Annotated in this window: 20 protein-coding genes; 12 read left to right on the forward strand and 8 right to left on the reverse strand. The window is 42.9% G+C overall.

Features of this window, described 5'->3' with window-relative positions; genetic code table 11:
- Position 1 precedes the first annotated feature (1 nt).
- Genes MHI46_RS03615 through MHI46_RS03630 form a run of 4 tightly spaced genes read left to right on the forward strand, consistent with a single transcriptional unit; the run spans position 2 to position 4,014 of the window.
- Positions 2 to 973 carry a GDP-mannose 4,6-dehydratase gene (locus tag MHI46_RS03615; RefSeq protein ID WP_025092661.1) on the forward strand — a complete coding sequence of 324 codons (972 nt, stop codon included), beginning with the start codon at positions 2 to 4 and terminating at the stop codon, positions 971 to 973.
- A 12-nt stretch (positions 974 to 985) separates the two neighbouring features.
- Positions 986 to 1,897: a putative nucleotide-diphospho-sugar transferase gene (locus MHI46_RS03620; RefSeq protein ID WP_024426658.1), complete on the forward strand. Its 912-nt coding sequence runs from the start codon at positions 986 to 988 to the stop codon at positions 1,895 to 1,897.
- Positions 1,894 to 3,084: a glycosyltransferase family 2 protein gene (locus MHI46_RS03625; RefSeq protein ID WP_056767615.1), complete on the forward strand. Its 1,191-nt coding sequence runs from the start codon at positions 1,894 to 1,896 to the stop codon at positions 3,082 to 3,084. Before MHI46_RS03620 ends, MHI46_RS03625 begins: the two co-directional genes overlap by 4 nt.
- Complete coding sequence (locus tag MHI46_RS03630; RefSeq protein ID WP_125587236.1) at positions 3,085 to 4,014, forward strand: putative nucleotide-diphospho-sugar transferase; 930 nt, start codon at positions 3,085 to 3,087, stop codon at positions 4,012 to 4,014. It begins immediately after the preceding gene.
- Positions 4,015 to 4,045: 31 nt separating this feature from the next.
- On the opposite strand, the gene MHI46_RS03635 is transcribed toward MHI46_RS03630, so the two are convergent.
- Together MHI46_RS03635 and MHI46_RS03640 are read right to left on the reverse strand one after the other, a co-directional pair.
- Positions 4,046 to 5,284: an MFS transporter gene (locus MHI46_RS03635; RefSeq protein WP_024426656.1), complete on the reverse strand. Its 1,239-nt coding sequence runs from the start codon at positions 5,282 to 5,284 to the stop codon at positions 4,046 to 4,048.
- Between the two features lie 147 nt (positions 5,285 to 5,431).
- Positions 5,432 to 7,471 carry a penicillin-binding transpeptidase domain-containing protein gene (locus MHI46_RS03640; protein ID WP_342503112.1) on the reverse strand — a complete coding sequence of 680 codons (2,040 nt, stop codon included), beginning with the start codon at positions 7,469 to 7,471 and terminating at the stop codon, positions 5,432 to 5,434.
- Between the two features lie 256 nt (positions 7,472 to 7,727).
- Between MHI46_RS03640 and MHI46_RS03645 the strand changes: the two genes are divergently transcribed.
- The gene (locus MHI46_RS03645; RefSeq protein ID WP_254968598.1) at positions 7,728 to 9,143 is read left to right on the forward strand and encodes a DASS family sodium-coupled anion symporter; all 1,416 of its coding nucleotides are present in this window, start codon (positions 7,728 to 7,730) and stop codon (positions 9,141 to 9,143) included.
- 5 nt (positions 9,144 to 9,148) lie between these two features.
- On the opposite strand, the gene MHI46_RS03650 is transcribed toward MHI46_RS03645, so the two are convergent.
- Entirely contained in the window at positions 9,149 to 9,496 is a 348-nt protein-coding gene (locus MHI46_RS03650; RefSeq protein WP_025092664.1) for a hypothetical protein, read from the reverse strand.
- Positions 9,497 to 9,588: 92 nt separating this feature from the next.
- On the opposite strand from MHI46_RS03650, the gene MHI46_RS03655 reads away from it, so the two are divergent.
- On the forward strand, positions 9,589 to 9,816 hold the full coding sequence (locus MHI46_RS03655) for a hypothetical protein (protein WP_039177063.1): 228 nt from the start codon (positions 9,589 to 9,591) through the stop codon (positions 9,814 to 9,816).
- On the opposite strand, the gene MHI46_RS03660 is transcribed toward MHI46_RS03655, so the two are convergent.
- Positions 9,797 to 10,276 carry an Hsp20/alpha crystallin family protein gene (locus MHI46_RS03660; protein ID WP_024424582.1) on the reverse strand — a complete coding sequence of 160 codons (480 nt, stop codon included), beginning with the start codon at positions 10,274 to 10,276 and terminating at the stop codon, positions 9,797 to 9,799. The two genes, MHI46_RS03655 and MHI46_RS03660, sit on opposite strands and share 20 nt — an antisense overlap.
- 65 nt (positions 10,277 to 10,341) lie before the next feature.
- On the opposite strand from MHI46_RS03660, the gene MHI46_RS03665 reads away from it, so the two are divergent.
- Positions 10,342 to 10,599 carry a hypothetical protein gene (locus MHI46_RS03665; RefSeq protein ID WP_003213975.1) on the forward strand — a complete coding sequence of 86 codons (258 nt, stop codon included), beginning with the start codon at positions 10,342 to 10,344 and terminating at the stop codon, positions 10,597 to 10,599.
- Positions 10,600 to 10,605: 6 nt separating this feature from the next.
- Positions 10,606 to 10,839, forward strand: coding sequence for a hypothetical protein (locus MHI46_RS03670; protein WP_034623095.1), 234 nt, complete (start codon positions 10,606 to 10,608; stop codon positions 10,837 to 10,839).
- A 36-nt stretch (positions 10,840 to 10,875) separates the two neighbouring features.
- Here the strand turns inward: MHI46_RS03670 and MHI46_RS03675 are convergent, their stop codons facing one another.
- Entirely contained in the window at positions 10,876 to 12,267 is a 1,392-nt protein-coding gene (locus MHI46_RS03675) for an amino acid permease (RefSeq protein WP_025092665.1), read from the reverse strand.
- A 180-nt stretch (positions 12,268 to 12,447) separates the two neighbouring features.
- On the reverse strand, positions 12,448 to 13,521 hold the full coding sequence (locus tag MHI46_RS03680; RefSeq protein ID WP_342503113.1) for a glycosyltransferase family 2 protein: 1,074 nt from the start codon (positions 13,519 to 13,521) through the stop codon (positions 12,448 to 12,450).
- A gap of 132 nt (positions 13,522 to 13,653) precedes the next feature.
- Between MHI46_RS03680 and MHI46_RS03685 the strand changes: the two genes are divergently transcribed.
- Positions 13,654 to 15,537, forward strand: a complete 1,884-nt coding sequence (locus tag MHI46_RS03685) for an ABC-F family ATP-binding cassette domain-containing protein (protein ID WP_342503114.1) — start codon at positions 13,654 to 13,656, stop codon at positions 15,535 to 15,537.
- Between the two features lie 31 nt (positions 15,538 to 15,568).
- On the opposite strand, the gene folE2 is transcribed toward MHI46_RS03685, so the two are convergent.
- Positions 15,569 to 16,465 carry a GTP cyclohydrolase FolE2 gene (folE2, locus tag MHI46_RS03690; RefSeq protein ID WP_268437076.1) on the reverse strand — a complete coding sequence of 299 codons (897 nt, stop codon included), beginning with the start codon at positions 16,463 to 16,465 and terminating at the stop codon, positions 15,569 to 15,571.
- A gap of 143 nt (positions 16,466 to 16,608) precedes the next feature.
- Between folE2 and MHI46_RS03695 the strand changes: the two genes are divergently transcribed.
- Together MHI46_RS03695 and MHI46_RS03700 are read left to right on the forward strand one after the other, a co-directional pair.
- The gene (locus tag MHI46_RS03695; protein ID WP_024424586.1) at positions 16,609 to 17,034 is read left to right on the forward strand and encodes a MerR family transcriptional regulator; all 426 of its coding nucleotides are present in this window, start codon (positions 16,609 to 16,611) and stop codon (positions 17,032 to 17,034) included.
- A gap of 56 nt (positions 17,035 to 17,090) precedes the next feature.
- Complete coding sequence (locus MHI46_RS03700; RefSeq protein ID WP_277722304.1) at positions 17,091 to 18,281, forward strand: MFS transporter; 1,191 nt, start codon at positions 17,091 to 17,093, stop codon at positions 18,279 to 18,281.
- Between the two features lie 47 nt (positions 18,282 to 18,328).
- Here the strand turns inward: MHI46_RS03700 and MHI46_RS03705 are convergent, their stop codons facing one another.
- Entirely contained in the window at positions 18,329 to 19,882 is a 1,554-nt protein-coding gene (locus MHI46_RS03705) for an ABC-F family ATP-binding cassette domain-containing protein (protein WP_342503115.1), read from the reverse strand.
- Between the two features lie 152 nt (positions 19,883 to 20,034).
- Here MHI46_RS03705 and MHI46_RS03710 point away from each other — a divergent pair, with 152 nt between their 5' ends.
- Positions 20,035 to 21,177, forward strand: coding sequence for a DEAD/DEAH box helicase (locus tag MHI46_RS03710; RefSeq protein ID WP_024426644.1), 1,143 nt, complete (start codon positions 20,035 to 20,037; stop codon positions 21,175 to 21,177).
- Positions 21,178 to 21,212: the final 35 nt, after the last annotated feature.

Raw genomic sequence — 21,212 nt, forward strand, 5'->3', positions numbered from 1 at the left:
CATGAGCGGATTTTGGAATGGAAAGAACGTATTTGTAACTGGATGTACAGGGCTGTTAGGGAGCTATCTCGTTAAGGAATTGATTGATCAAGGGGCAAACGTGACTGGACTTGTGCGTGATCAGGTGCCTCGATCGAATTTATATCAAGGCAGTCAATTTGAAAAAATGAATGTGGTGCAAGGCGCATTAGAGGATATGCAGACGATTGAACGTGCGTTAGGAGAATATGAAATTGACACCGTCTTCCATTTGGCTGCCCAAGCCATTGTTGGGGTCGCAAATAGACATCCTGTTTCTACATTTGAAGCGAATATTTTAGGGACATGGAATGTACTGGAGGCATGCAGAAGACAGCCGCTGATCAAACGAGTGATCGTGGCATCAAGTGACAAAGCCTACGGTGATCAAGAGCAGCTGCCATACGATGAAGACATGCCGTTAAACGGGAAACATCCGTATGATGTTTCGAAGAGCTGTGCAGATCTCATTTCTCATACGTACTACAACACATATGGTCTTCCAGTTTGTATTACACGCTGCGGTAATTTATATGGAGGCGGAGATTTGAATTTCAACAGAATCATTCCGCAAACCATTCAGCTTGTGTTAGAAGGAAAGGCGCCGGAAATTAGAAGTGACGGGACATTTATTCGTGATTATTTCTACATTGAAGATGCAGTGAAGGCTTATTTACTGCTAGCTGAGAAGATGGAGGAAAAAGGGCTGGCGGGAGAAGCCTTTAACTTTAGTAACGAAATTCAGCTGACAGTGCTTGAGCTTGTGGATAAGATTTTAAAGGCAATGGGAAGTGAACTGAAGCCTCGTATTCTCAACCAAGGAACACATGAAATTAAGCATCAATATTTGTCAGCAGAGAAAGCGAGAAAGCTGCTTGATTGGAAGCCTGATTACTCCATTGATGAAGGCTTAGAGAAGACGATTGAATGGTACCGCGAATTCTTTCAAAAATAGAGGTGTAAAAAGATGAACAGCATATATTGTACGGTTCTTTCAAGTGGAAGACTTTATCAAGCCATTGCGTTTTTCTTATCGTTGAAGCAAGTAGAAGATGATGCTGTCATCAAGACGTTATGCATGGATGATGCTGCATTTGATTTGCTTCATCAAATGAATTTTCCGCATGTGGATCTTGTTCATGTACGGGAGCTCGAAACACCAGAGCTGCTGGAGAAAAAAGAGGAACGGGATGCATCGGAATATTGCTGGACCTTAAAGCCGATTTGGATTGAGTGGTTATTTGAACAGGAGCAGGCAGAGAGCGTGACCTATCTCGATGCGGATTTGTTCTTTTATGAGAGCCCTCAGGTTATTTTTCAACATCAGCCGAATGCTTCTGTTTTAATTTCGAGAGGGGATATTGTCATTCCAAGCTTTGATGCAGAGGAAGTGAAGATGCTTCAGAAGCTTTTAGGACGCTATAACTCAGGCTTTCTGCATTTTAAAGGAGATGAAGCCGGACGAAAATGCCTCAGCTGGTGGAAAGAAGAATGCTTAAAAGAATGTAAAAATGCACCGGGAGAAGGCAAGTTTGGCGATCAAGGATATCTAGATCATATGCCGAGACTGTTTGACAAAGTAGAAGATATTGAGACAAAAGGCGTGAATATTGGTCATTGGAACTATGGGCAGCATTCTTATCGGGAGGAGAATGGACGTATTCTTCTGGAGGATGGGCACCCGCTCATTTGCTATCATTACAGCGGCTTTCGGATTGTGAGCAAGGATGAGATGCAGCAAATTCATGAAAAAGGACGAAATGACCTGCCGTTTTTCCAAGAAGCCTATCGGCAAGTGCTTCGCCATGTGATTGAATCTGTGGAGCAGGTCGATCCGCTGTTTAACGGCTATGCCAAACGGGAGGAGGATGACGCATGAACGAAAAGCCAAAGGTAAGCGTCATTATTCCAAGCTATAATGCCAAAGAGCGTTTAGAAGGAAGCCTTTTTTCATTAACGCTTCAGGAAACAGATATTCCATTTGAGGTCATTGTTGCCGATAATGGCTCAACGGATGGCACGATGGAAATGCTCGAGAATATTGAGGTGAACTTCCCATTTAAAAAGGTGCGTATTCCTGTCAATCAAGGGATTGCAAAGGGGCGTAATCATGCCATTCGCGAGGCGGAGGGAGATCTGCTCATTTTTCATGACAGTGATATGCTGGCAGAACCGAGATTTATTCAAAAGCATGCAGAGGCTCATGCTGACAGGGAGGATCTTGTCATTTGCGGTGTGTGCTGGAAGCGGATTTATCGCTATTTTTACAAAGCGTTTGATAAGGATCATATGAAGCGGTTGAAAAAGCAAGGACTGTATAAACGGAAAATGGAGGACAAAACACCTCTTTTATCATTGGAAGAAGTCGAAAATGGTGCGTTTTTAGAGAAAAGCTTCGATTTGCAGTCTGAGTTTATTGATATTCTGAAAGACATTTTGGAAACGTACCACTATGATTTAGGTTCTTATGAGCTGCCATGGCGATTTTTTATTACAAATAACTCCTCTGTTAAACGTAAGCATGTCATGGCACTAGGGATGTTTGATGAAAATATCGTTCGGTACGGATTTGAGGATTATGATTTAGGGATTCGATTGAATCAGCTTGGTCTCTCCTTTGAATTGCGAGAGGATATCATGAGTGTGCATCAAGAGCATCCAAGTAATTTAACGTCATTTGATGACATCAAATACAACATTTTGTATATGTGTGAGAAGTACAATCATATTGATGCTATTGATGTCCATTTGGCTTTCTCAGGTCCGTTTTCTCACACTGTGACAAATGATATTGTGAAAGAAGTTCGCCAGCTGCGCGAGAATCCAGCATTTGATGACCTATTATCCTATTTTTTAGAGCTGCTTCATTTGATCACAGAGCGGAATGTAGGCATCAAGCGGGATAAAAAAGATATGCTGACAGCCAAGCATGTTCCTTTGAAAAAGCTGGCAGAAGCGGCGCAGCTTGCACGTGAGGAGTATGGCTGCATGGTGCTTGTAGAAGCCATTCAAGGGCTGACGAAAGAGCTGTTGCGCGTTGATTTGTTCCAAGTGGATGTGTTGTAAATGGCGTCTTATCACTTTACAACCATTGTGTCGAATACCCATGTTTTTAAGCTTTTGGCGCTGATTCATTCGCTTGAACAAAACGCGCATGCCTTCAAGCTGTCCGTTTTATGTGCAGACCCTTTGGCTTATAAGGTATTAAAGGAGTTCCCTCATCCGCATGTTCAATATGAACAGCTTGAGGACATTGAAGATGATACGCTGCGAAAGGCAAAAGAAGATCGAACGTTTCATGAGTATTGCTGGACATTAAAGCCTGCTTTTCTGCTCAAAATTCTTGATTCCTCAGATGCAGATTATCTTGCCCATCTGGATACGGATTTGTATTTTTATCATGATCCAGAGGCGATTTTTGCAGAGAATCCAAGCGCTCATTTATTTTTGACGGATCATATGAATTCCAAGCGGTTCTATCATTTTTATGAGTTGTCTGGCCGCTTTAATACTGGGTTTGTAGGCTGCCGTAACACAGATGTTGCCAAACAGGCAGTCACGCAATGGAAAGAAAACTGTCTTGCCCATTGTACAGTAGAAATGGATACAGAAAAAAAGACGTACGGAGATCAGCGGTATGTGGAAAGATGGGTTGATGATTTTGAAGGGGTTCATATCGTTGCATCTAAAGGAGCCAATGCGGCGATTTGGAACATTGAAAACTACAAGCTTTCAGTTGTAAAAGGAGATATGTATCTCGACGAATGTCCACTCTTGTTCTATCATTTTTCTGCCTTCACGATCATTGACGAGAATACCTTTAACCTTAATTGGTATTACTATATGAAAGAACAGAAGCTTGTGGATCATTTGTATATTCCGTATGCCGACTTGGTTCATCAAAAGATTAAACAGGTGCAAAAGGTATTTCCAGAATTTAAGCAAGGATTTATTGCGAAGAAGCATGTTCCTGATACGCATTTTTATGAGAGATGAAAAACCGCTCATTTATTGAGCGGTTTTCTTTTTATGATTCATTCCATTTGGAGATGGTTTGGTCGCTGGGAAGTAAGAAGGCTAGGATGCCTAATATCGGTAAAAAGGCAACACCGATCATGGTAGGCGTTAAGCCGAAGGCATCAATGAATGAGCCGAGGGCAACCGATCCGATTGCACCCATACCAAACGCAAGCCCAACAGTTAAACCAGACATTGTGCCAATTTTCCCGGGAAATAGTTCTTGGGCATAAACCACGGTGACAGAGAAGCTTGATGTCAAAATGAGCCCAATCAGTCCGAGTAAAACATAAGCAAAAACCGGTCCGGCAAATGGCAGCAGCAGGGCAAGCGGGAAGGATGCCAATAAGGAAACTAAAATCACGTTTTTCTTGCCAAAGCGGTCTGCAAGCGGCCCGCCTAAAAATGTCCCAATTGCACCTAGAATAAGAAATAAGAAGATATAAGTCTGTGATTCTTTAATCGTCAAACCGTATTGTTCAATCGCATAAAACGCATAGAAATTCGAAATGGCATTTCCATACCAAGAGCGGGCAAAGATGAGAAAGACGATAATGCCAAGTGCAATGAGTGCTGATTTACGATGAATATCAGATCTGACAGCTTTTGCAGGAGCTTTTTTCGCTTCGGCCCGAATGGTTTGAAGCCTTCCTGCGTACCATCTTGAAATATAAAGAAGGAAACCAACCGCCAACATTCCAACAATCGTAAACCAAGCCACGCCTGTCTGACCGAGCGGGACGAGCATTAATGCAGCGATAAGCGGAGCAAAGGCTTGACCTGTATTCCCGCCTACTTGATAGATGGACTGGGCAAGTCCTCGTCTTGGACCAGCTGCCATGTTGGCAACACGGGAGCCCTCTGGATGGAAGATCGCAGAGCCGAGTCCGATAAAGACAACGCAAAGCAGAATGGTGGCAAACGACGGAGCAAACGCGAGTCCGAATATACCGACAGCACTTGAAAATAAAGCAATCGGAAGTGCATAAGGCATCGGCCGTTTATCTGTGTACCACCCAATAGCTGGCTGCATCACGGAGGAGACCATATTTAATGTAAAAGCAATCAGCCCTAATTGTGTAAAGGTCAGCCCCATTGAGCGTTCCAAAATAGGGAACATCGCAGGAATAACGGCTTGTAATGTGTCGTTCAGCATATGACAAATACCAATAATCAATAAGATGGGATAAACCGTTGAGCCGGTAACAGAATGTTGAGGTTTATCCTTTGTACGAGCAGCAATGGCCAATGAGACTTCCTCCCTTCATTTATCTGTTTTCTGTTTTTTGCATTCTTCTCATTTTATTCATAAGGTGAACTATAAAACAATAGCAAATTGTCATGATTTAGAAAAAAAGAGACACAAGCATTTGATTGAGCTTGTGTCTCTAAAGAGTTATTTGTAAAAAGAAGCAATGACAGGCTTCATTTTTTGAACGACGAGTCCACTGCCGCCGCGGTTTTTCACCCCTTCGATCATGCCGACGAGGACGTAATCTTCTTTTTTAGGATTAAACGCAAGTAAAAATCCATTTTCAGTGCCGTCTGTTGCACCTTGTTTGCTTTTTAATTCTGCCGTTCCCGTTTTAGCGGCAATATCCGCTCCTTCGATTTGTAAGGAGTGGGCTGTTCCGTTTGGACTGGTCACGACCTTAGTCAATGCGTCTTTCACTGTGTTTGCCGAGCCTTCTTTGATGATTTGTTTTGGTGATGCTGTTTTTTCATCTTGAATCACTCGAGGGTAGACAAGGTTGCCTCCTGTGGCAAATGGAGAATAGGCATGTACTTGTTCAATCGGTGACATGAGTAATTCGCCTTGGCCATACGCCGAGTCAGCCAGTAAGATATCCGATTGAATACCATCGTTTGATACTTGTGCAGGCTTCATTGTAAATGGCATGTGTAAGTCTTCGCCAAATCCAAATGCTTTCACTTTTTTCTCGTAGGTGTCTTTGCCGATTTCGAGTGCTTCCTGTCCAAAATAAATATTGTCTGAGTACACAAGGGCATCGACCATATTGACTTTTTCTTTATCGTGAACACGTGTGATGCGATAATTTCCCCAAGATTGATCCTTTTGCCATTTCAGTCCATGAATGGTACGCACTTTGTCGGGCTTTGTGACACCTGTTTCCAGCCCAATGGCGGCTGTAATGGTTTTGAATGTGGAGCCTGGTGCATACCGGCTCGCATATCGAGCTTGGAATGGAAGGTCTGGATTTTCACTGTATGCCTGATATTGCTTAGGTGTAATCCCGTTTGTCATGAGATTGACATCGTAGGAAGGGGTGCTGACAAGTGCTAATAGATCACCTGTTGATGGATTCATGATTGTGACGGCCCCTTTTTCACCTTTCAGTTGATCATAGGCTTTTTTCTGCAAAGAAGCATCAATCGTCAGCTTCACTGTTTTTCCATCTTTTCGAGCTGATTTTTGCAATGTTTCTTCAATGCCTGTTTCATCATGGACGATGAGAATGCTTCCGCCATCTTGTCCGCGTAAGTTTTTGTCAAATGTGAATTCAAGGCCGGTTTTGCCAATGATTTGATCCGCCTTTAATGCTGGATTTCTTTTGATATCATCCGCATTTGCTTTTCCGACATATCCGGTGAGATGGGCGGCGGCTTTGTTATATGGATAGTAGCGCATTTCCTTCGTTTGATAGGTAACGCCATTTATGTCCTTTGGAATTGGCTTTTGTTTTAACATCGATTTGAGCGGGACAAACGTGTCGTCTGTGACCCATGCTTGTTTCAGCTGATTGTTGATGAGTTCTTCCTCTATATCAAAAGCTTTGCTGATCTTTTTGATATTGCGTTCTTTTTCTTCTCCTGTTCCGAGCTTACCTGGGATGACGCCAAGTGCGTTTCCACCAGTTGTTTCTGCGAGCGTACGTCCTTTTCGGTCGACAATGTTTCCGCGGACAGCTGGGTCAGATTTGACCTTGATGGTATCTCCTTTTTCCATTTGCGGGAAGATGAGATTTGGTTTCCAGTCCACTTTCCACTTGTCATCTTCTTCGGTGAGAATGCCCTTGTAAGACAGCTTATGCAGCTTGCCAAGAGACGTTTTCATCGTTACATCATAGGAGAATTGATACCCATCTCCTTTGTCCTGTTTTTCAACGTTGAGCTTTGAAATGTTCAGATCATAAGCACCAATGCCGTTGAAAATATTGTCGTATTTTTCGGCTAGTTGTTTTTTTGAAAAGTCATTAGCTTTCAAAGATGTACTTGTCACCTCATCTGCCAGCTTCGTAAAGTCTTTCTTCTCCATATGTTTCGTAAAGTTTTGAGCGGCTTTTAAAGCCTCTTTTTCTTTTGAGAAAAGAGTATCTTTTAAGAAAAAGAAAGCAGCAGCAACGACGATGATGCTAAGGAGAGGGATGATGACTTTTTTCTGTTTCCAAAATGATTTTTTTTGATCCGTATACAATGAAAACACCTCAATTTTTTGATTAGATCCTCTATATTTTACAGTGATTGGTCGTGATTTGTATAGTTTCTCCTATGAAAATAGACCAAGGGATCATGTCATGGTTTGGGTAAAGGGAGTAAAATAACAGCTATTTATGATGAAAGATATCTTCATTTTTTCTTATGATTTAAAGGATTTCTTAAAAGATCCTCGAATGTTAGAAAAAATATGACAAGCGCTTTCAGTAGGGGGAATTGTTATCGTTTATAAAAAGGTGAATTTGATTGGACTTGTTCTTGGACCGACACTCTTTTTGCTCGTTTTTTTTCTCATACCTGAAGATGAATTGACTTATGCTGCGAGGGTAGTCTTGGGCATTACAGCTTGGACGGCCACATGGTGGGTGACTGAAGCACTGCCCATTCCTGCTACATCTTTATTGCCCATCATCTTGCTGCCGACACTTGGCGGACTTTCTATGGAACAGGCATCAAGGTCTTATGGAGATCCGATCGTCTTTATGTACATGGGAGGATTTATGATCGCAATTGCCATTGAAAAATGGAAATTACATAGAAGAATGGCCTTACACATTTTAAGGGTGATTGGCACAAGAAGTGACCGCATTGTCTTAGGTGTCATGATCGCGACTGCATTTTTATCTATGTGGATTTCGAATGCAGCGACAGCACTAATGATGCTGCCAGTGGCACTTGCAGTGATTAAAGAGGTCAAGACAAATGAAATCTTATCTGGTCCATCTCTTGATCGATTCAGTAAAAGCATCTTATTGTCAGTAGCGTATTCTGCGTCAATTGGAGGTTTGGCGACACTTGTCGGATCTGTGCCAAATGCGGTGTTTGCTGCGATGTCAAAAAAACTGCTAGATCGAGAGATTATGTTTTTCGAATGGTTTTTGTTTGGTTTTCCAGTTGCGATGATTTTGCTTATTCTCTTATTTTTGTATTTGACGAGGGTACAGTTCAAGGTAGAACACAAAGGTGAAATGAGTGCAGCGTTCATTCAAAAGGGATTAGAGGATTTAGGAAAAATGAAAAGAGAGGAGAAATGGGTATTTGTTGTTTTTCTCATGACGGCGTTCTTATGGATTTTTAAGCTCTTTTTGTTTGGAGGGATGACCGTATCTGATACGTCTATCGCCATTTTCGGTGCCATGCTGTTATTTCTCATCCCAGCAACAAATGGAGAGAGAATATTAGAATGGCAGGATATGAAAGAACTGCCGTGGGGACTTTTGCTTTTGTTTGGAGGAGGGCTTTCGCTCGCTACGGGCTTTGCAGAAACCAATCTAACAGGATGGATCGGAGAAAATTTACGGCATTTAAACGGGCTTTCGTATATCATGCTGTTGATTATTTTAACGGGAGCGATTCTGCTTATGACTGAAATTATGTCTAATACGGCTGTTGCCAATATGATTATTCCGATAACGGTAGGGCTTGGTCTTGCGATTGGAATCGAGCCATATGGGTTAATGGCCGCGGCTGCTTTGGCTTCCTCCTGTGCGTTTATGCTGCCGATTTCCACACCGCCAAACGCCGCTGTCTTTAGTGCGGACGTGCTGAAAATATCTGATATGGTCAGGGCGGGTTTTTGGTTAAATATCATCAGTATTGTGGTGATTGTTCTTGCGGTCTATTTCTGGCTGCCGGTCGTGCTGAAGAGCTGAGCGAATTAAGAAGAGGAAGGCTTTGATCGAATCGAGACAACCGGTGTTTTTGTTTCTTTTGGCTTCGGTGTTTGTGTGGATTTTTTGATGCATGTGTCCTTTGGTGTGTAATAGGTTGCCCCAATATTGAGCCTGCCTTGAAGCTGGTCAATAGAAAGCTCCCCAAATTCTAAATGATAATCAATTTTGTCCACGCGCAGGGATTCAATATGGATGTGTGTATCCTCTGAGACAGGAGCAGCTGGTGCAGACATTTTTTGCTCAAGAGCGGCGAGTCTTTTTTCTAGCTCAATGACAGATGGGGATGGATTGGATTCAGTTTTTTTAAAGAGTGATTGAATGAAATGTTTCAAGTAGACCACAACCTTTTCTTCCGCCTTACTCTAGTCTATGGAAAAGCTATCTGATATATACTTATAGAGATGACAAGAAAGGGGAGACGCATATGCTGCCTACTCAGATTCACATTGCTCATATGAAAACGAATTCGATTGGCACAGGATCATCTATGACGTTTGGCTCGACGTTTGTTCGCAATCATTGCAGTACGATCAAACGAAACAATGGCTTTGGGGAACAGAATGCTGATGGCGTGATCACGATCCTGCCAATTGAAACAATTGATGATCGTGATCAAATAGACGCAGTGAGTATCAATATTCGTCATCTATGATGATAGCCGTCGCTTTTCCTTCATCTTTTTGCAGGCGGATGTAAAGTACACCGTCTTTAAAGGCAGCATTCATTTGACCGAGTATCATCTCTGGAAGGCGGATTTTCTTTTCAAACGGACCATACTTCCCTTGTTTTTGGCGAAAGTCCTGCTCGTTAAAAAAGGAAAAACGCTGTCCTTTCACAACCAAATATTCACCATATGATAACACCTGAACATCTTCCTTTCGGTAGCCAGGCAAGTAAATTAAGTATTGAATTTCTGCATGGGTTTCCACCATGTCGATTGGAGGAAACGACGCATCTGATCCCCGCTGATCCTGCTGTGTGAATGTAAATGGAGATGGACCGTTTGCCATAAAGGGGGATCTTTGCTCATCATCGAAGATCATTTTCCAAAAATCATCTCCATGCATTTGCTGGGCAATATCCATCCACTGCTTCATTTTTTCGAAGTCCATGTGAAGACCTCCCGTTAACATACTTGATGGGTGCTTGCATATACCTATAAAAAGGAGGTTTATCTGTGGTTCAACCAACTCCGTATATCAATATTAATATTTTCATGTTAAAAATTAATTCCTTTGAAAATGCGTCGGCGGTGAATGTCGGACAAAATTTGTTAGCAGAGTGGCAAAACTCAGATAAAAAAAATCAGGGTTACGGACAGAATTTTGGAGATGCCAGCGGTTTTGTCGGTACAAAAAGCCATGTAGATGATCGAGATCAAGTGGACTCACCTGCCTCTTTTTCGCCAGCAGCTAAACCCATTCAAAGGAAGTGACGTGTGATGTTATTCTCACCCTCAGTCGTCAATGTCGGTGCTTTTAAAATCAATACAATGGATCGGGGTGCATCACTGACGCTAGGACCTTATCAGCAGATTGATTATTTTCTCTCAATGAAATTGAACCAAGGTTTTGGTGAGGACAATGGAGATTGTTCACCGCTTGTCATTCCGATTTCAAGCGTGTTAGATCCAGATATGGTGGACTCAAATTCAGTCAAAAACAGTGTGATTTAAACAAAAAAAGAGACCGGGAATCCCCGTGTCTCTTTTCTAATGTGTTTCATTGAGATGGCTTTTTCGTCTTGCATAGGTGAAATAGACAACAACACCGATGACGATCCAGATGAGGAAGGCTCTCCATGTTTCCCATTTCAGTGTGAAAGCCAAGATCATACAAATGACCGCACTAATTATAGGAAGGACAGGGACAAAGGGTACTTTAAAAGCTGTATTCATATTCGGATGTTTTTTCCGGAGTACGATCACAGCGATAGAGATCACCGTAAAGGCAGCAAGTGTACCGATGCTGACTAAATTAGCAAGTGTTGATAAGTTGACGAATCCAACGATACATGACGCAACAGCGCCTGTCAGCCAAGTGTTGGCAACCGGTGTCTTAGATTTCGGATGAACGTTTGAAAAGATTTTCGGCATGAGCCCATCTCGGCTCATGGCAAAGGTTAAACGAACCTGAGCGTAGACAAGTGCAATTAACACTGTCGTAATCCCGATAATAGCACCTGCGGATATAATGCCAGCGACACTATTCAGGCCAACCACTTGAAGAGCAAATGCGACAGGATCACTGACATTCAGCTTCGTATAGTGAACCATGCCAGTTAAGACGAATGAAACCCCGATATATAAAATCGTACAAACACCGAGCGCACCGATGATTCCAATTGGCATCGCCTTTTGCGGGTTTTTAACTTCTTCGGATGCATTAGCGATTGCATCAAATCCAAGGTAAGCAAAAAAGACAGTTGCCGCTCCAGCAATCACGCCATGGAAGCCCATTGGCATAAACGGTGTCCAGTTCTCAGGTTTGACGTAAGCAAAGCCTGAAATGATAAAGAGAAGGACGATGGCAATTTTGATCAGCACAATAATGTTATTCAGCTTTGTGCTTTCTTTGACGCCTCTTGAGACGATAAAGGTGATGAGCAAAATAATGAGTGCGCCTGGAAGGTTAAAGACGGCCCCGTCAGCGGCTCCAGGTGCAGCTGATAAAGCCTTCGGTATGTGCAGGCCAAATCCGCTGAGCAGTGATTGAAAATAGGACGACCATCCACTTGCTACAGCAGAGAGCGCAATAACATATTCCAGCATGAGATCCCAGCCCATTAAGAAGGCAAGAAATTCCCCAAGTGTTGCGTAGGAATACGTATAGACGCTTCCTGACACAGGAATGGATGAGGAGAATTCAGCGTAGCAAAAAGCAGCAAGGGCGCATGCGATCGCAGCCAAAATAAAAGATATAATAATCGCAGGTCCCGCATCATTTGCCGCAGCAACCCCCGTAATGACAAAGATTCCAGTCCCGACCACACAGCCAATGCCAAGCAAGATTAAATCAAACGTATTCAACGAACGGCTGAGCCGCTTTGTTTGACTTTCAAGCATGAGCTGGTCGAGAGATTTTTTTCGAAATAAAGAACTCATGTTGACCTCCTAATGGATAAATCTTTTCGTAAGACGAATGTTAGTATATGCGCAAATGACAATTTAGTCAATTGGTTGAAAAACGCTTTAAATCACTAAAGTGTTAAACGTCACAACCGAATAAGTGTATAAAAAGAGACATCCGCCGGGAGATCGAAGGCGGATGTGGTGTCAAACGATCTATGTTTGTTCAGCAAATATTTTTTCATTGTACAGCACACTTGGATGAGTCGGGTAATGGGCGGAGGAGGCAAGGTGATGTGTTTTGGCTTGCTCCAGATCGCCGAGCTGATAATAACAGTAGCAAAGCTGAAGGTGAGGATACCATGTTTTATATTGTGTAAGTGTGAAGGCTGTTTCGTTTTCAGGAGCCTTCAGTGCCTGCTCATACCAAAAGATGGCTGCCTGATGTTTATTTTGTATTTTTAGATGATCCCCGATCCGGCAGCAAAATTCTGGCCGGGGCTGATCATATAAAAAGGAACGCAATAATGAGGATAAGGCCGCTTCCTCAAAGCCTGCCGCATAATAGCAGTCCGCTAAATATTGGCATGTGCGAATTTCATCCTCAATCCAGCACTGTTTTGTGTTTAAAAATTCATGATAAAAGCGAATCGCCCTGACATGCTGTCCGTTGTCTCTTAATTCATTGGCAAAATAAAAGAGATCACGGGGCGTCATATCCTCTCCTTTTGCCAGCATGTCTTCATAAATTCGCAAGTTGCGCCCAGGCTCACCAACTGTTGTTTTCTTGCGTTTTTGGTGTGTGACGGCGATATCTGCTGGAAGGATGTTTCCATACACTTGAAGAAACTCATGAACGGCCCCATACCACTGAAAGTTCAACGAACGCTTCACAAGGCGATTTCTTCTATATTTGAAATTGACCTGACCGTCTTCATCGAATCCCACATGATAAAACATCGAAACGGCATCCACCGAGGGATCAAGTGTCTGCTTGAGCTGAAGCAGTTTTTGGCGGTCTTCTTCAAGCAGAACATCGTCAGCATCGAGCCATAAAATATACTCTTTCGCTGCATGTGAGAAAGCAAAGTTACGTGCTTTTGCAAAATGCTGCACCCATTCAAAATCCAGTACCTTTGCTGAAAAAGAATGAGCGATCTCCTTCGTTTGATCTGTTGATCCCGTATCAACGATGATCATCTCATCGACAATGTCTTGAACAGAAGAAAGACAGTCTGCCAGCACTTCCTCTTCATTTTTCACAATCATACATAAGCTAATGGTTATCATCTTTAGATCACCTCTTCATAGTGTATCGAGCATCAAAAGGAAACATTCTTTTCAGCAGCGGGTTTTTTAAAACTAGTTTTCTGCTACTGGCTGATTTAAAATAAAGGAAGAATCTATGTAAGGGCTGATAAAATGAGTTTATTGAATGTTGAAGGATTATATAAAACCTATGGCGAGAAAACGCTGTTTGATCATATTTCGTTTCATATAGAACCGAAGGAGCGCATCGGATTGATTGGACCAAATGGTACAGGGAAGTCAACGCTTCTAAAAGTCATCGCGGGACTTGAATCGTTTGAGGAAGGTGATATCACGAAAGCAGGGACACTTGATATCGAATTTCTTGAGCAAGATCCTGAAATGAGCGGAACTGAAACGATTCTTGACTACATTTTTTCTGGAACGGCACCAATGATTCAAACGATGAAGGCGTATGAACAGGCACTCGCCGATTTAGAGCATGACCCGCAAAATGAGGCAAAACAAGAGGCGCTGATGCGCATGCAAAACCGAATGGATCAGGAAGACGCTTGGGATGCGAACCTTTCAGCCAAAACGATTTTGACAAAGCTTGGCGTGAAAGATGTGAGCCGCTCTGTACATGCATTATCAGGCGGACAGAAGAAACGTGTCGCCATTGCTAAAAATTTAATTCAGCCTGCAGGTTTGCTGATTTTAGATGAGCCAACCAACCACCTTGATAATGCCACCATTGAATGGCTTGAAGGATATTTAAGCCAATATAGCGGTGCTGTCATTCTCGTGACGCACGATCGTTATTTCTTAAACCGGGTGGCCAATCGAATTTATGAGTTAAATCAAGGACAGCTTTATACGTATAAAGGAAATTATGAAGTCTTCTTAGAAAAAAGAGCGGAGCGGGAAGCAGAAGCTCAGGTGAAAGAAACGAAGCGTCAAAACTTGCTTAGACGAGAGCTTGCATGGCTGAGACGAGGGGCAAAAGCAAGAACGACAAAGCAGAAAGCACGTATCGGCAGAGTCGAAGAGCTGAAGGACCAAAAAGGGCCTGATGCGAAGGGAGATCTTGATTTTGCCATCGGCTCGCACCGCCTAGGAAAACAAGTGATCGAGGCAGAAGACTTATCGATTTCATTTGCTGGCCAGACCCTTGTGGAGCGGTTTACAGATTTAGTTGTGCCGGGTGATCGTATCGGATTCATCGGACCGAATGGAGTCGGCAAAACCACTCTGCTGAACTGTTTAGCGGGTAAAATCGAACCGACCTCAGGACAATTGACCATTGGACAAACCGTTCGTATTGGCTATTACACGCAGGATCACAAGGAAATGAATGATGAGCTGACCATCATTGAGTATATCAAGGAAACAGCTGAGATCGTCAAGATGTCTGATGGCGCCATTGTCACAGCAGAGCAGATGCTGGAGCGCTTCCTTTTCCCAAGGTCGATGCAGCGGACGTTTATCCGTAAGCTGTCAGGGGGAGAACGCCGCAGATTGTATTTATTGAAGGTCTTAATGGAAGAACCGAATGTTCTCTTTTTAGATGAGCCGACGAACGACCTTGATACAGAGACCCTCAGTATTTTAGAGGATTATTTAGAGCAGTTCCCTGGCGTCGTCATCACCGTGTCCCATGATCGTTATTTCTTAGACCGAGTGGTTCACCGTCTGCTTGTCTTTGAAGGAAATGGCCGCATTTCACACTTCCAAGGTGCTTACAGCGATTATATGGAACAGGAAAAAGAGCAGAAGCGGACAGAGACAAAGCCTGCTGAAAAACAAGTAGAAGCTGCGCCGAAAAAGAGAAAAAAACTTTCTTATAAAGACCAGCTTGAATGGGACGGGATTGAAGACCGGATACAGGCATTAGAGGAAAAACATCAGCAGCTCGATGCCGGCATTGCGGAGGCAGGCAGTGATTTTGGGAAAATTCAAGAGCTGATGGACGAACAAAAAGCCGTTGCGGAAGAACTAGAACAAGCAATGGACCGCTGGACAGAACTATCTCTTATGATTGAAGAATTAAATGAATAAAAAAGTGGAAATAAAAAACCTGTAGAGCGATCTACAGGTTTTTTTCATAGGAGCATTTGGCATACGCATCATGCTGGTGGATGGATTCCTCATTACGGCACTCAACTTGAATGCCTTTAATCCATGGCTGTTCATATAATTCAATGGCAATTAATCTTGTGATATCTTCTACAAAGCGCGGATTTTCATAAGCCTCTTCTGTCACTTTCTTTTCATCAGGTCTTTTGAGTACGGGATAAAGCGGTGCGCTCGCATTGGACTCAATGATATGTAAAAGAGCGGCCTTGATGTCGTCAGGAAGCGATGCTTGTTCAAACAACTCTACGTGAATGGAAACAGATCCGCGCTGATTATGTGCACCATATTCACTGATTTCCTTGGAACAAGGACATAATGTCGTGACCTGTGCATCGCAGCCTACGTGACAGGTCCATCCGTCCTTTTCATGAAAATGGACGTCATATTTGACAGTCGCATGCATCAAGCCTGACTGCCCGGTGACTGGGCTCTGTTTTTCCATGTACCATGGAAAGGAAACTTGAACGGAAGCAGAGGGTTGACTCATTTTCCGGGCGATCGCTGCCGTCAATTCTTTTAGGGCATTCACATCAAGCGGCTTGCTGCTCTCATAAAACGAGTGCAGCTGTTCAGTGAGACGGCTCATATGAATGCCTTTTTGATGAGCTGGCAGGGAAGTACTCAGTGAAAATTCAGCAGTAGTTGTCTGGTGCTGTGGTGCTGTTTTAGATACGATATGCACCGGATAGGACATGCGGCAGATCCCGACTTGTTCAAGATGAAAATAAAAGTCCTGCTCTGTTTTTTGAATGTCCGTCATGTCCTCTTTTTGCCAAGGCTTTGTGCCAAGACTTGGCGGTACAGATCCGAATAGCTGGTGCCGCTCTTCTTTAGATGGAAATGAACGCATATATTACCTCCTATAAATCGTAATTATTACTATTTATTCTGCGATAAAACATAAAGGAAATCAAGGGTTAAAAATTTGACGTTTACGTTAAGGTTATAAAGGTGTATAATAAAACATGAATTGATGAGCAGGAGGCACTGGTGATGGAATGGATGAAAATTGATCAAGTGGCGAAAAGAAGCGGACTAACAAAACGGACGATTCGTTTCTATGAAGAGATTGGTTTATTATCAGCACCAAAGCGGACAGAGGGCGGAGTCAGACTTTACTCAGAGGACGACATGGAAGAGCTAGAGAAAGTGATGCAGGCAAAAGAGGTACTCGGCTTTTCTTTACAGGAGCTTCAATCGTTTATGGAAATCGGAAAGCAGCTAGAGCTGAATAAAGAAGGCTACTTGCTGTCGCTTGATCCAAAGGAACGATTAGAGAAGCTGTTAGATATTGAGGCGCAGCTGACTGTGCAGCATCAATTGATTTCAAAAAAGCTTGAAACCATTCAATCCTTTAAAAAGGATCTTGAAGCGATGAAAGAAAGAGCGGCTCATGCAATTGAGCAATTACAAAAATAAACACCTCTGCGTGTTTATTTTATTTTGTCAACATTTGAAGGAAAGGTTCTGATGGAATGAAGGAAGAAGAAGTGTTGAAACAGCGTACAAGTCTGCTTAGGCAGCCAAAAGCCGTTTGGGCTGTTGCCTTTGCGTGTGTGATTTCGTTTATGGGAATAGGACTCGTGGACCCGATTCTGCCAGCCATTGCATCGCAATTACATGCATCTCCAAGTCAGGTGTCTCTTTTATTTACAAGCTACTTACTTGTGACCGGCTTTGTGATGTTTTTCACCGGCTTTATTTCTAGCCGGATTGGTGCGAAATGGACATTATTAGTAGGACTCATTTTTATTATTGTTTTTTCTGCTTTAGGAGGTACTTCTTCAACGATTAATGAATTGATTGGCTTTAGAGGCGGATGGGGCATTGGGAATGCTTTATTTATTTCAACTGCACTCTCTGTCATTGTCGGTGTATCTGTTGGAGGAAGTGCAAAGGCCATTATTTTATACGAGGCAGCATTAGGTCTTGGGATATCGGTTGGACCGCTGCTTGGCGGTGAGCTTGGAACAATTTCTTGGCGCGGGCCTTTCTTTGGCGTTGCCGTATTAATGCTTATTGCACTTTTAGCGATTACCTTTATGCTACCACCTATGCAAAAGCCTAAGAAAAAAGTGAAACTATTTGAGGCTGTCGGAGCATTAAAATATAAAGGACTTTTAACGATGGCATCTGCCGCTTTCTTATACAATTTTGGTTTCTTTGTGCTTTTAGCGTATTCGCCATTTGTGCTCCATCTTGATGAGCATGGACTCGGTTATGTCTTTTTTGGATGGGGGCTATTTTTAGCTGTGACCTCCGTCTTCTCAGCACCGGTTATTCATCGCAAACTTGGGACATTGACTTCACTTGTGGTTCTGTTTGCTTCGTTTGCTGTAATTTTATTCGGCATTGGGATATGGACGTCTCATGTTGTGGTCGTGATCTGCGGAATTGTCATTGCTGGGGGAATTCTCGGTATGATCAATACAGTGCTCACAACAGCTGTGATGGGGTCAGCACCGGTTGAACGTTCAATTGCTTCATCCTCTTACAGTGCTGTACGGTTTATTGGGGGCGCGATTGCTCCTTGGATTGCCGGAGTTCTCGCTGAATCCTATACAGCAAGTACACCTTATTATGTCGGGGCTGTTGTTGTTCTTCTAGGCATGATTATTCTGCTCCTTGGACGTAAGCATTTGGTGAATATCCAAGCAGGTCATTAATTAGAAAAAGGCCTTATATCTGCAAAAGATATAAGGCTTTTTTGTCGTTATAATACTTTTGTCGTCCAAGATTCGCAATTCCAAGTTTCGGTTGCCACATCTTGATAAAATTCAGGTTCGTGAGAAATCAATAAGACGCTGCCTTTATATTCTTTTAACGCGCGTTTTAGTTCTTCTTTTGCATCGACATCTAAATGGTTTGTCGGCTCATCGAGAACAAGTAAGTTGGTTTCTTCGTTGATCAGCTTGCAAAGACGGACCTTTGCTTTTTCTCCTCCGCTTAATACAGACACACGGCTTTCAATATGTTTTGTCGTTAATCCGCATTTTGCAAGAGCGGCTCTGACTTCGTATTGCGTGTAAGAAGGGAAGGTGCTCCATACTTCTTCAATACAAGTATTGCTGTTTTGCTCTTTTACTTCTTGCTCAAAGTAGCCAATATGCAAGAATTCTCCACGTTCCACCTCACCAGAAATAGGTGTGATTTCCCCAAGAAGACTTCGGAGCAGCGTCGTTTTTCCGATACCGTTAGCACCGTACAGCGCAATTTTTTGCCCGCGTTCCATTTTCAAATTCAATGGGCGGGAGAGCGGTTCATCATAACCGATGACCAAATCTTTCGTTTCAAATATCAGTTTCCCAGACGTACGCGCCTGTTTAAAGTGGAATTCTGGTTTTGGCTTTTCTGCCGCCAGTTCAATCATATCCATCTTATCCAGTTTCTTTTGACGGGACATCGCCATATTTCTTGTGCTGACACGTGCTTTGTTTCTTGCAACAAAATCCTTTAGTTCAGCCACTTCCTGCTGCTGCCTTTTATAGGCTGCTTCGAGCTGCTGCTTTTTGACTTCGTACACTTGTTTAAATTGATCATAATCACCAACATAGCGCGTGAGCTCTTGATTTTCAACATGGTAAATCAAGTTAATAACACTGTTTAAAAATGGAATATCATGTGAAATGAGGATAAACGCATTTTCATATTCCTGTAAATAGCGCTTCAGCCACTCAATATGCTGCTCATCCAAATAGTTGGTCGGCTCATCGAGAAGGAGAATTTCTGGCTTCTCTAACAGCAATTTCGCTAGCAGCACCTTCGTACGCTGACCGCCGCTGAGCTCCGTCACATCACGGTCCAGCCCAAGATCCGTTAACCCAAGACCTCTTGCAATCTCCTCGACCTTAGAATCAATGATATAGAAATCATTGTTTGTCAATGCGTCCTGAATGACGCCAACTTCCTCTAACAGCTTTTCCAGCTCATCAGGATCGGCTTCACCCATTTTGCCATAAATGTCATTCATCGCAGCTTCCATTGAAAATAAATAATGGAATGCATCCTGAAGGACTTCACGGATCGTTTTTCCTTTTTCTAGCACGGTATGCTGATCAAGGTAGCCGACACGGACATTTTTCGCCCATTCGACTTTTCCTGCATCTGGCTCCAGCTTGCCAGTAATAATATTCATAAACGTTGACTTTCCTTCACCGTTGGCGCCGATTAAGCCGACATGCTCGCCTTTTAATAAACGGAAGGACACTTCGTGGAAAATGGCTCTGTCGCCAAACCCATGACTTAAATCTTTAACAGATAATATCATTTTTTACACCTCAAATAGATTCAAAACGGCTAGTGCCTCTCATGATTATATCGAACTGTCCGGCTCGATAAAAGCATCAAAAGAAAAATTGCGTTTCAAAGCTGATTTTGAGATACTAAAGGATAGATTGAATGAGGATAAAGGAGATCGACATGACGGAAAATTGGGCATTTTTGAAAGAAGCAAAGCCATTTATTCAGGAAAATTTTCAAGCGGCTGGCTTCGAAAAACCAACAGCTATACAAGAAAAAACAGCAGAGTGGATTACGGAGAAGCGTGATGTGATCGCAGAATCGCCAACTGGAACGGGGAAGACACTTGCGTATGTACTGCCGCTTTTAAATAAAATTGATGTCAATATCAAGCATCCCCAAGTCTTAATCTTGGCACCTTCAAGAGAGCTTGTGATGCAAATCTTTGATGTCGTGCAAGAGTTCAAACAAGGATCAGACATCAAAGCGGTTTCCTTGATTGGTGGAGCGAACATCAAGAAGCAGCAAGAAAAACTAAAGAAACACCCGAACATCGTTGTGGCGACACCGGGCCGAGTACAAGAATTAATCAAAATCAAGAAACTGAAAATGCACGAAGTCAAAACGATTGTATTAGACGAAGCAGATCAGCTTCTTGTGCCAGAGCATATGAAAACGATCCAAGGGATCATTAAGTCCACATTAAAAGAAAGACAAATCCTTTGTTTTTCTGCAACGTTGAAAGAAGAAACCGTTCAGCTGATCAAAGAAATGACATCTGAACCAGAAGTATTGAAAATTGCTAGAAGCGAGGAAGAAGCGCAGAAAGTGGGTCACTATTATCTGTTATGTGATCAGCGTGACAAAGTGAAACTGCTGCAAAAGCTATCACGGCTTGAGGACATGCAGGCGCTCGTTTTTGTGCGTGACATTACGAACTTAAGCATTTATGCAGAGAAATTAGCGTACCATCATGTCGACCTTGGTGTCCTTCATAGTGAAGCAAAAAAAGCTGAACGTGCTGTGATCTTGAAATCATTTGAACAGCGTGAATTCCCGCTCCTCCTTGCAACAGATATTGCAGCAAGAGGAATCGATATTGATGATCTGCCATATGTGATTCATGCAGATATGCCAAATGAAGAGGGATACATTCACCGTTCAGGCAGAACCGGACGCGCAGGAAAAGAAGGCGCAGTCATCAGCCTTGTCACACCTCAAGAGCAATCAATGCTGAAAAAAATGGCGAAAAAGCTGAATCTTTCGCTTGAAGAAATTGTGTATAAGCAAGGCCAGCTGCACCTTGCGCCCAAGCAGGCATAAGAAAAGGACCCTCCATTATTGGCAGGGTCCTTTTT

The organism is Bacillus sp. FSL K6-1000 (assembly GCF_038630785.1).
Lineage (GTDB): Bacteria > Bacillota > Bacilli > Bacillales > Bacillaceae > Bacillus > Bacillus safensis.

Excerpts from the sequence above, each read along its gene's own strand:
- MHI46_RS03670 (WP_034623095.1), top strand. The coding sequence starts at position 10,606 with ATGTTATTCTCACCCTCAGTCGTCAATGTCGGTGCTTTTAAAATCAAT.
- MHI46_RS03655 (WP_039177063.1), top strand. The coding sequence starts at position 9,589 with ATGCTGCCTACTCAGATTCACATTGCTCATATGAAAACGAATTCGATT.
- MHI46_RS03710 (WP_024426644.1), top strand. The coding sequence starts at position 20,035 with ATGACGGAAAATTGGGCATTTTTGAAAGAAGCAAAGCCATTTATTCAG.
- MHI46_RS03620 (WP_024426658.1), top strand. The coding sequence starts at position 986 with ATGAACAGCATATATTGTACGGTTCTTTCAAGTGGAAGACTTTATCAA.
- MHI46_RS03695 (WP_024424586.1), top strand. The coding sequence starts at position 16,609 with ATGGAATGGATGAAAATTGATCAAGTGGCGAAAAGAAGCGGACTAACA.
- MHI46_RS03680 (WP_342503113.1), bottom strand. The coding sequence starts at position 13,521 with ATGATAACCATTAGCTTATGTATGATTGTGAAAAATGAAGAGGAAGTG.
- MHI46_RS03675 (WP_025092665.1), bottom strand. The coding sequence starts at position 12,267 with ATGAGTTCTTTATTTCGAAAAAAATCTCTCGACCAGCTCATGCTTGAA.
- folE2 (WP_268437076.1), bottom strand. The coding sequence starts at position 16,465 with ATGCGTTCATTTCCATCTAAAGAAGAGCGGCACCAGCTATTCGGATCT.
- MHI46_RS03660 (WP_024424582.1), bottom strand. The coding sequence starts at position 10,276 with ATGGACTTCGAAAAAATGAAGCAGTGGATGGATATTGCCCAGCAAATG.
- MHI46_RS03615 (WP_025092661.1), top strand. The coding sequence starts at position 2 with ATGAGCGGATTTTGGAATGGAAAGAACGTATTTGTAACTGGATGTACA.
- MHI46_RS03705 (WP_342503115.1), bottom strand. The coding sequence starts at position 19,882 with ATGATATTATCTGTTAAAGATTTAAGTCATGGGTTTGGCGACAGAGCC.
- MHI46_RS03700 (WP_277722304.1), top strand. The coding sequence starts at position 17,091 with ATGAAGGAAGAAGAAGTGTTGAAACAGCGTACAAGTCTGCTTAGGCAG.
- MHI46_RS03625 (WP_056767615.1), top strand. The coding sequence starts at position 1,894 with ATGAACGAAAAGCCAAAGGTAAGCGTCATTATTCCAAGCTATAATGCC.
- MHI46_RS03630 (WP_125587236.1), top strand. The coding sequence starts at position 3,085 with ATGGCGTCTTATCACTTTACAACCATTGTGTCGAATACCCATGTTTTT.
- MHI46_RS03685 (WP_342503114.1), top strand. The coding sequence starts at position 13,654 with ATGAGTTTATTGAATGTTGAAGGATTATATAAAACCTATGGCGAGAAA.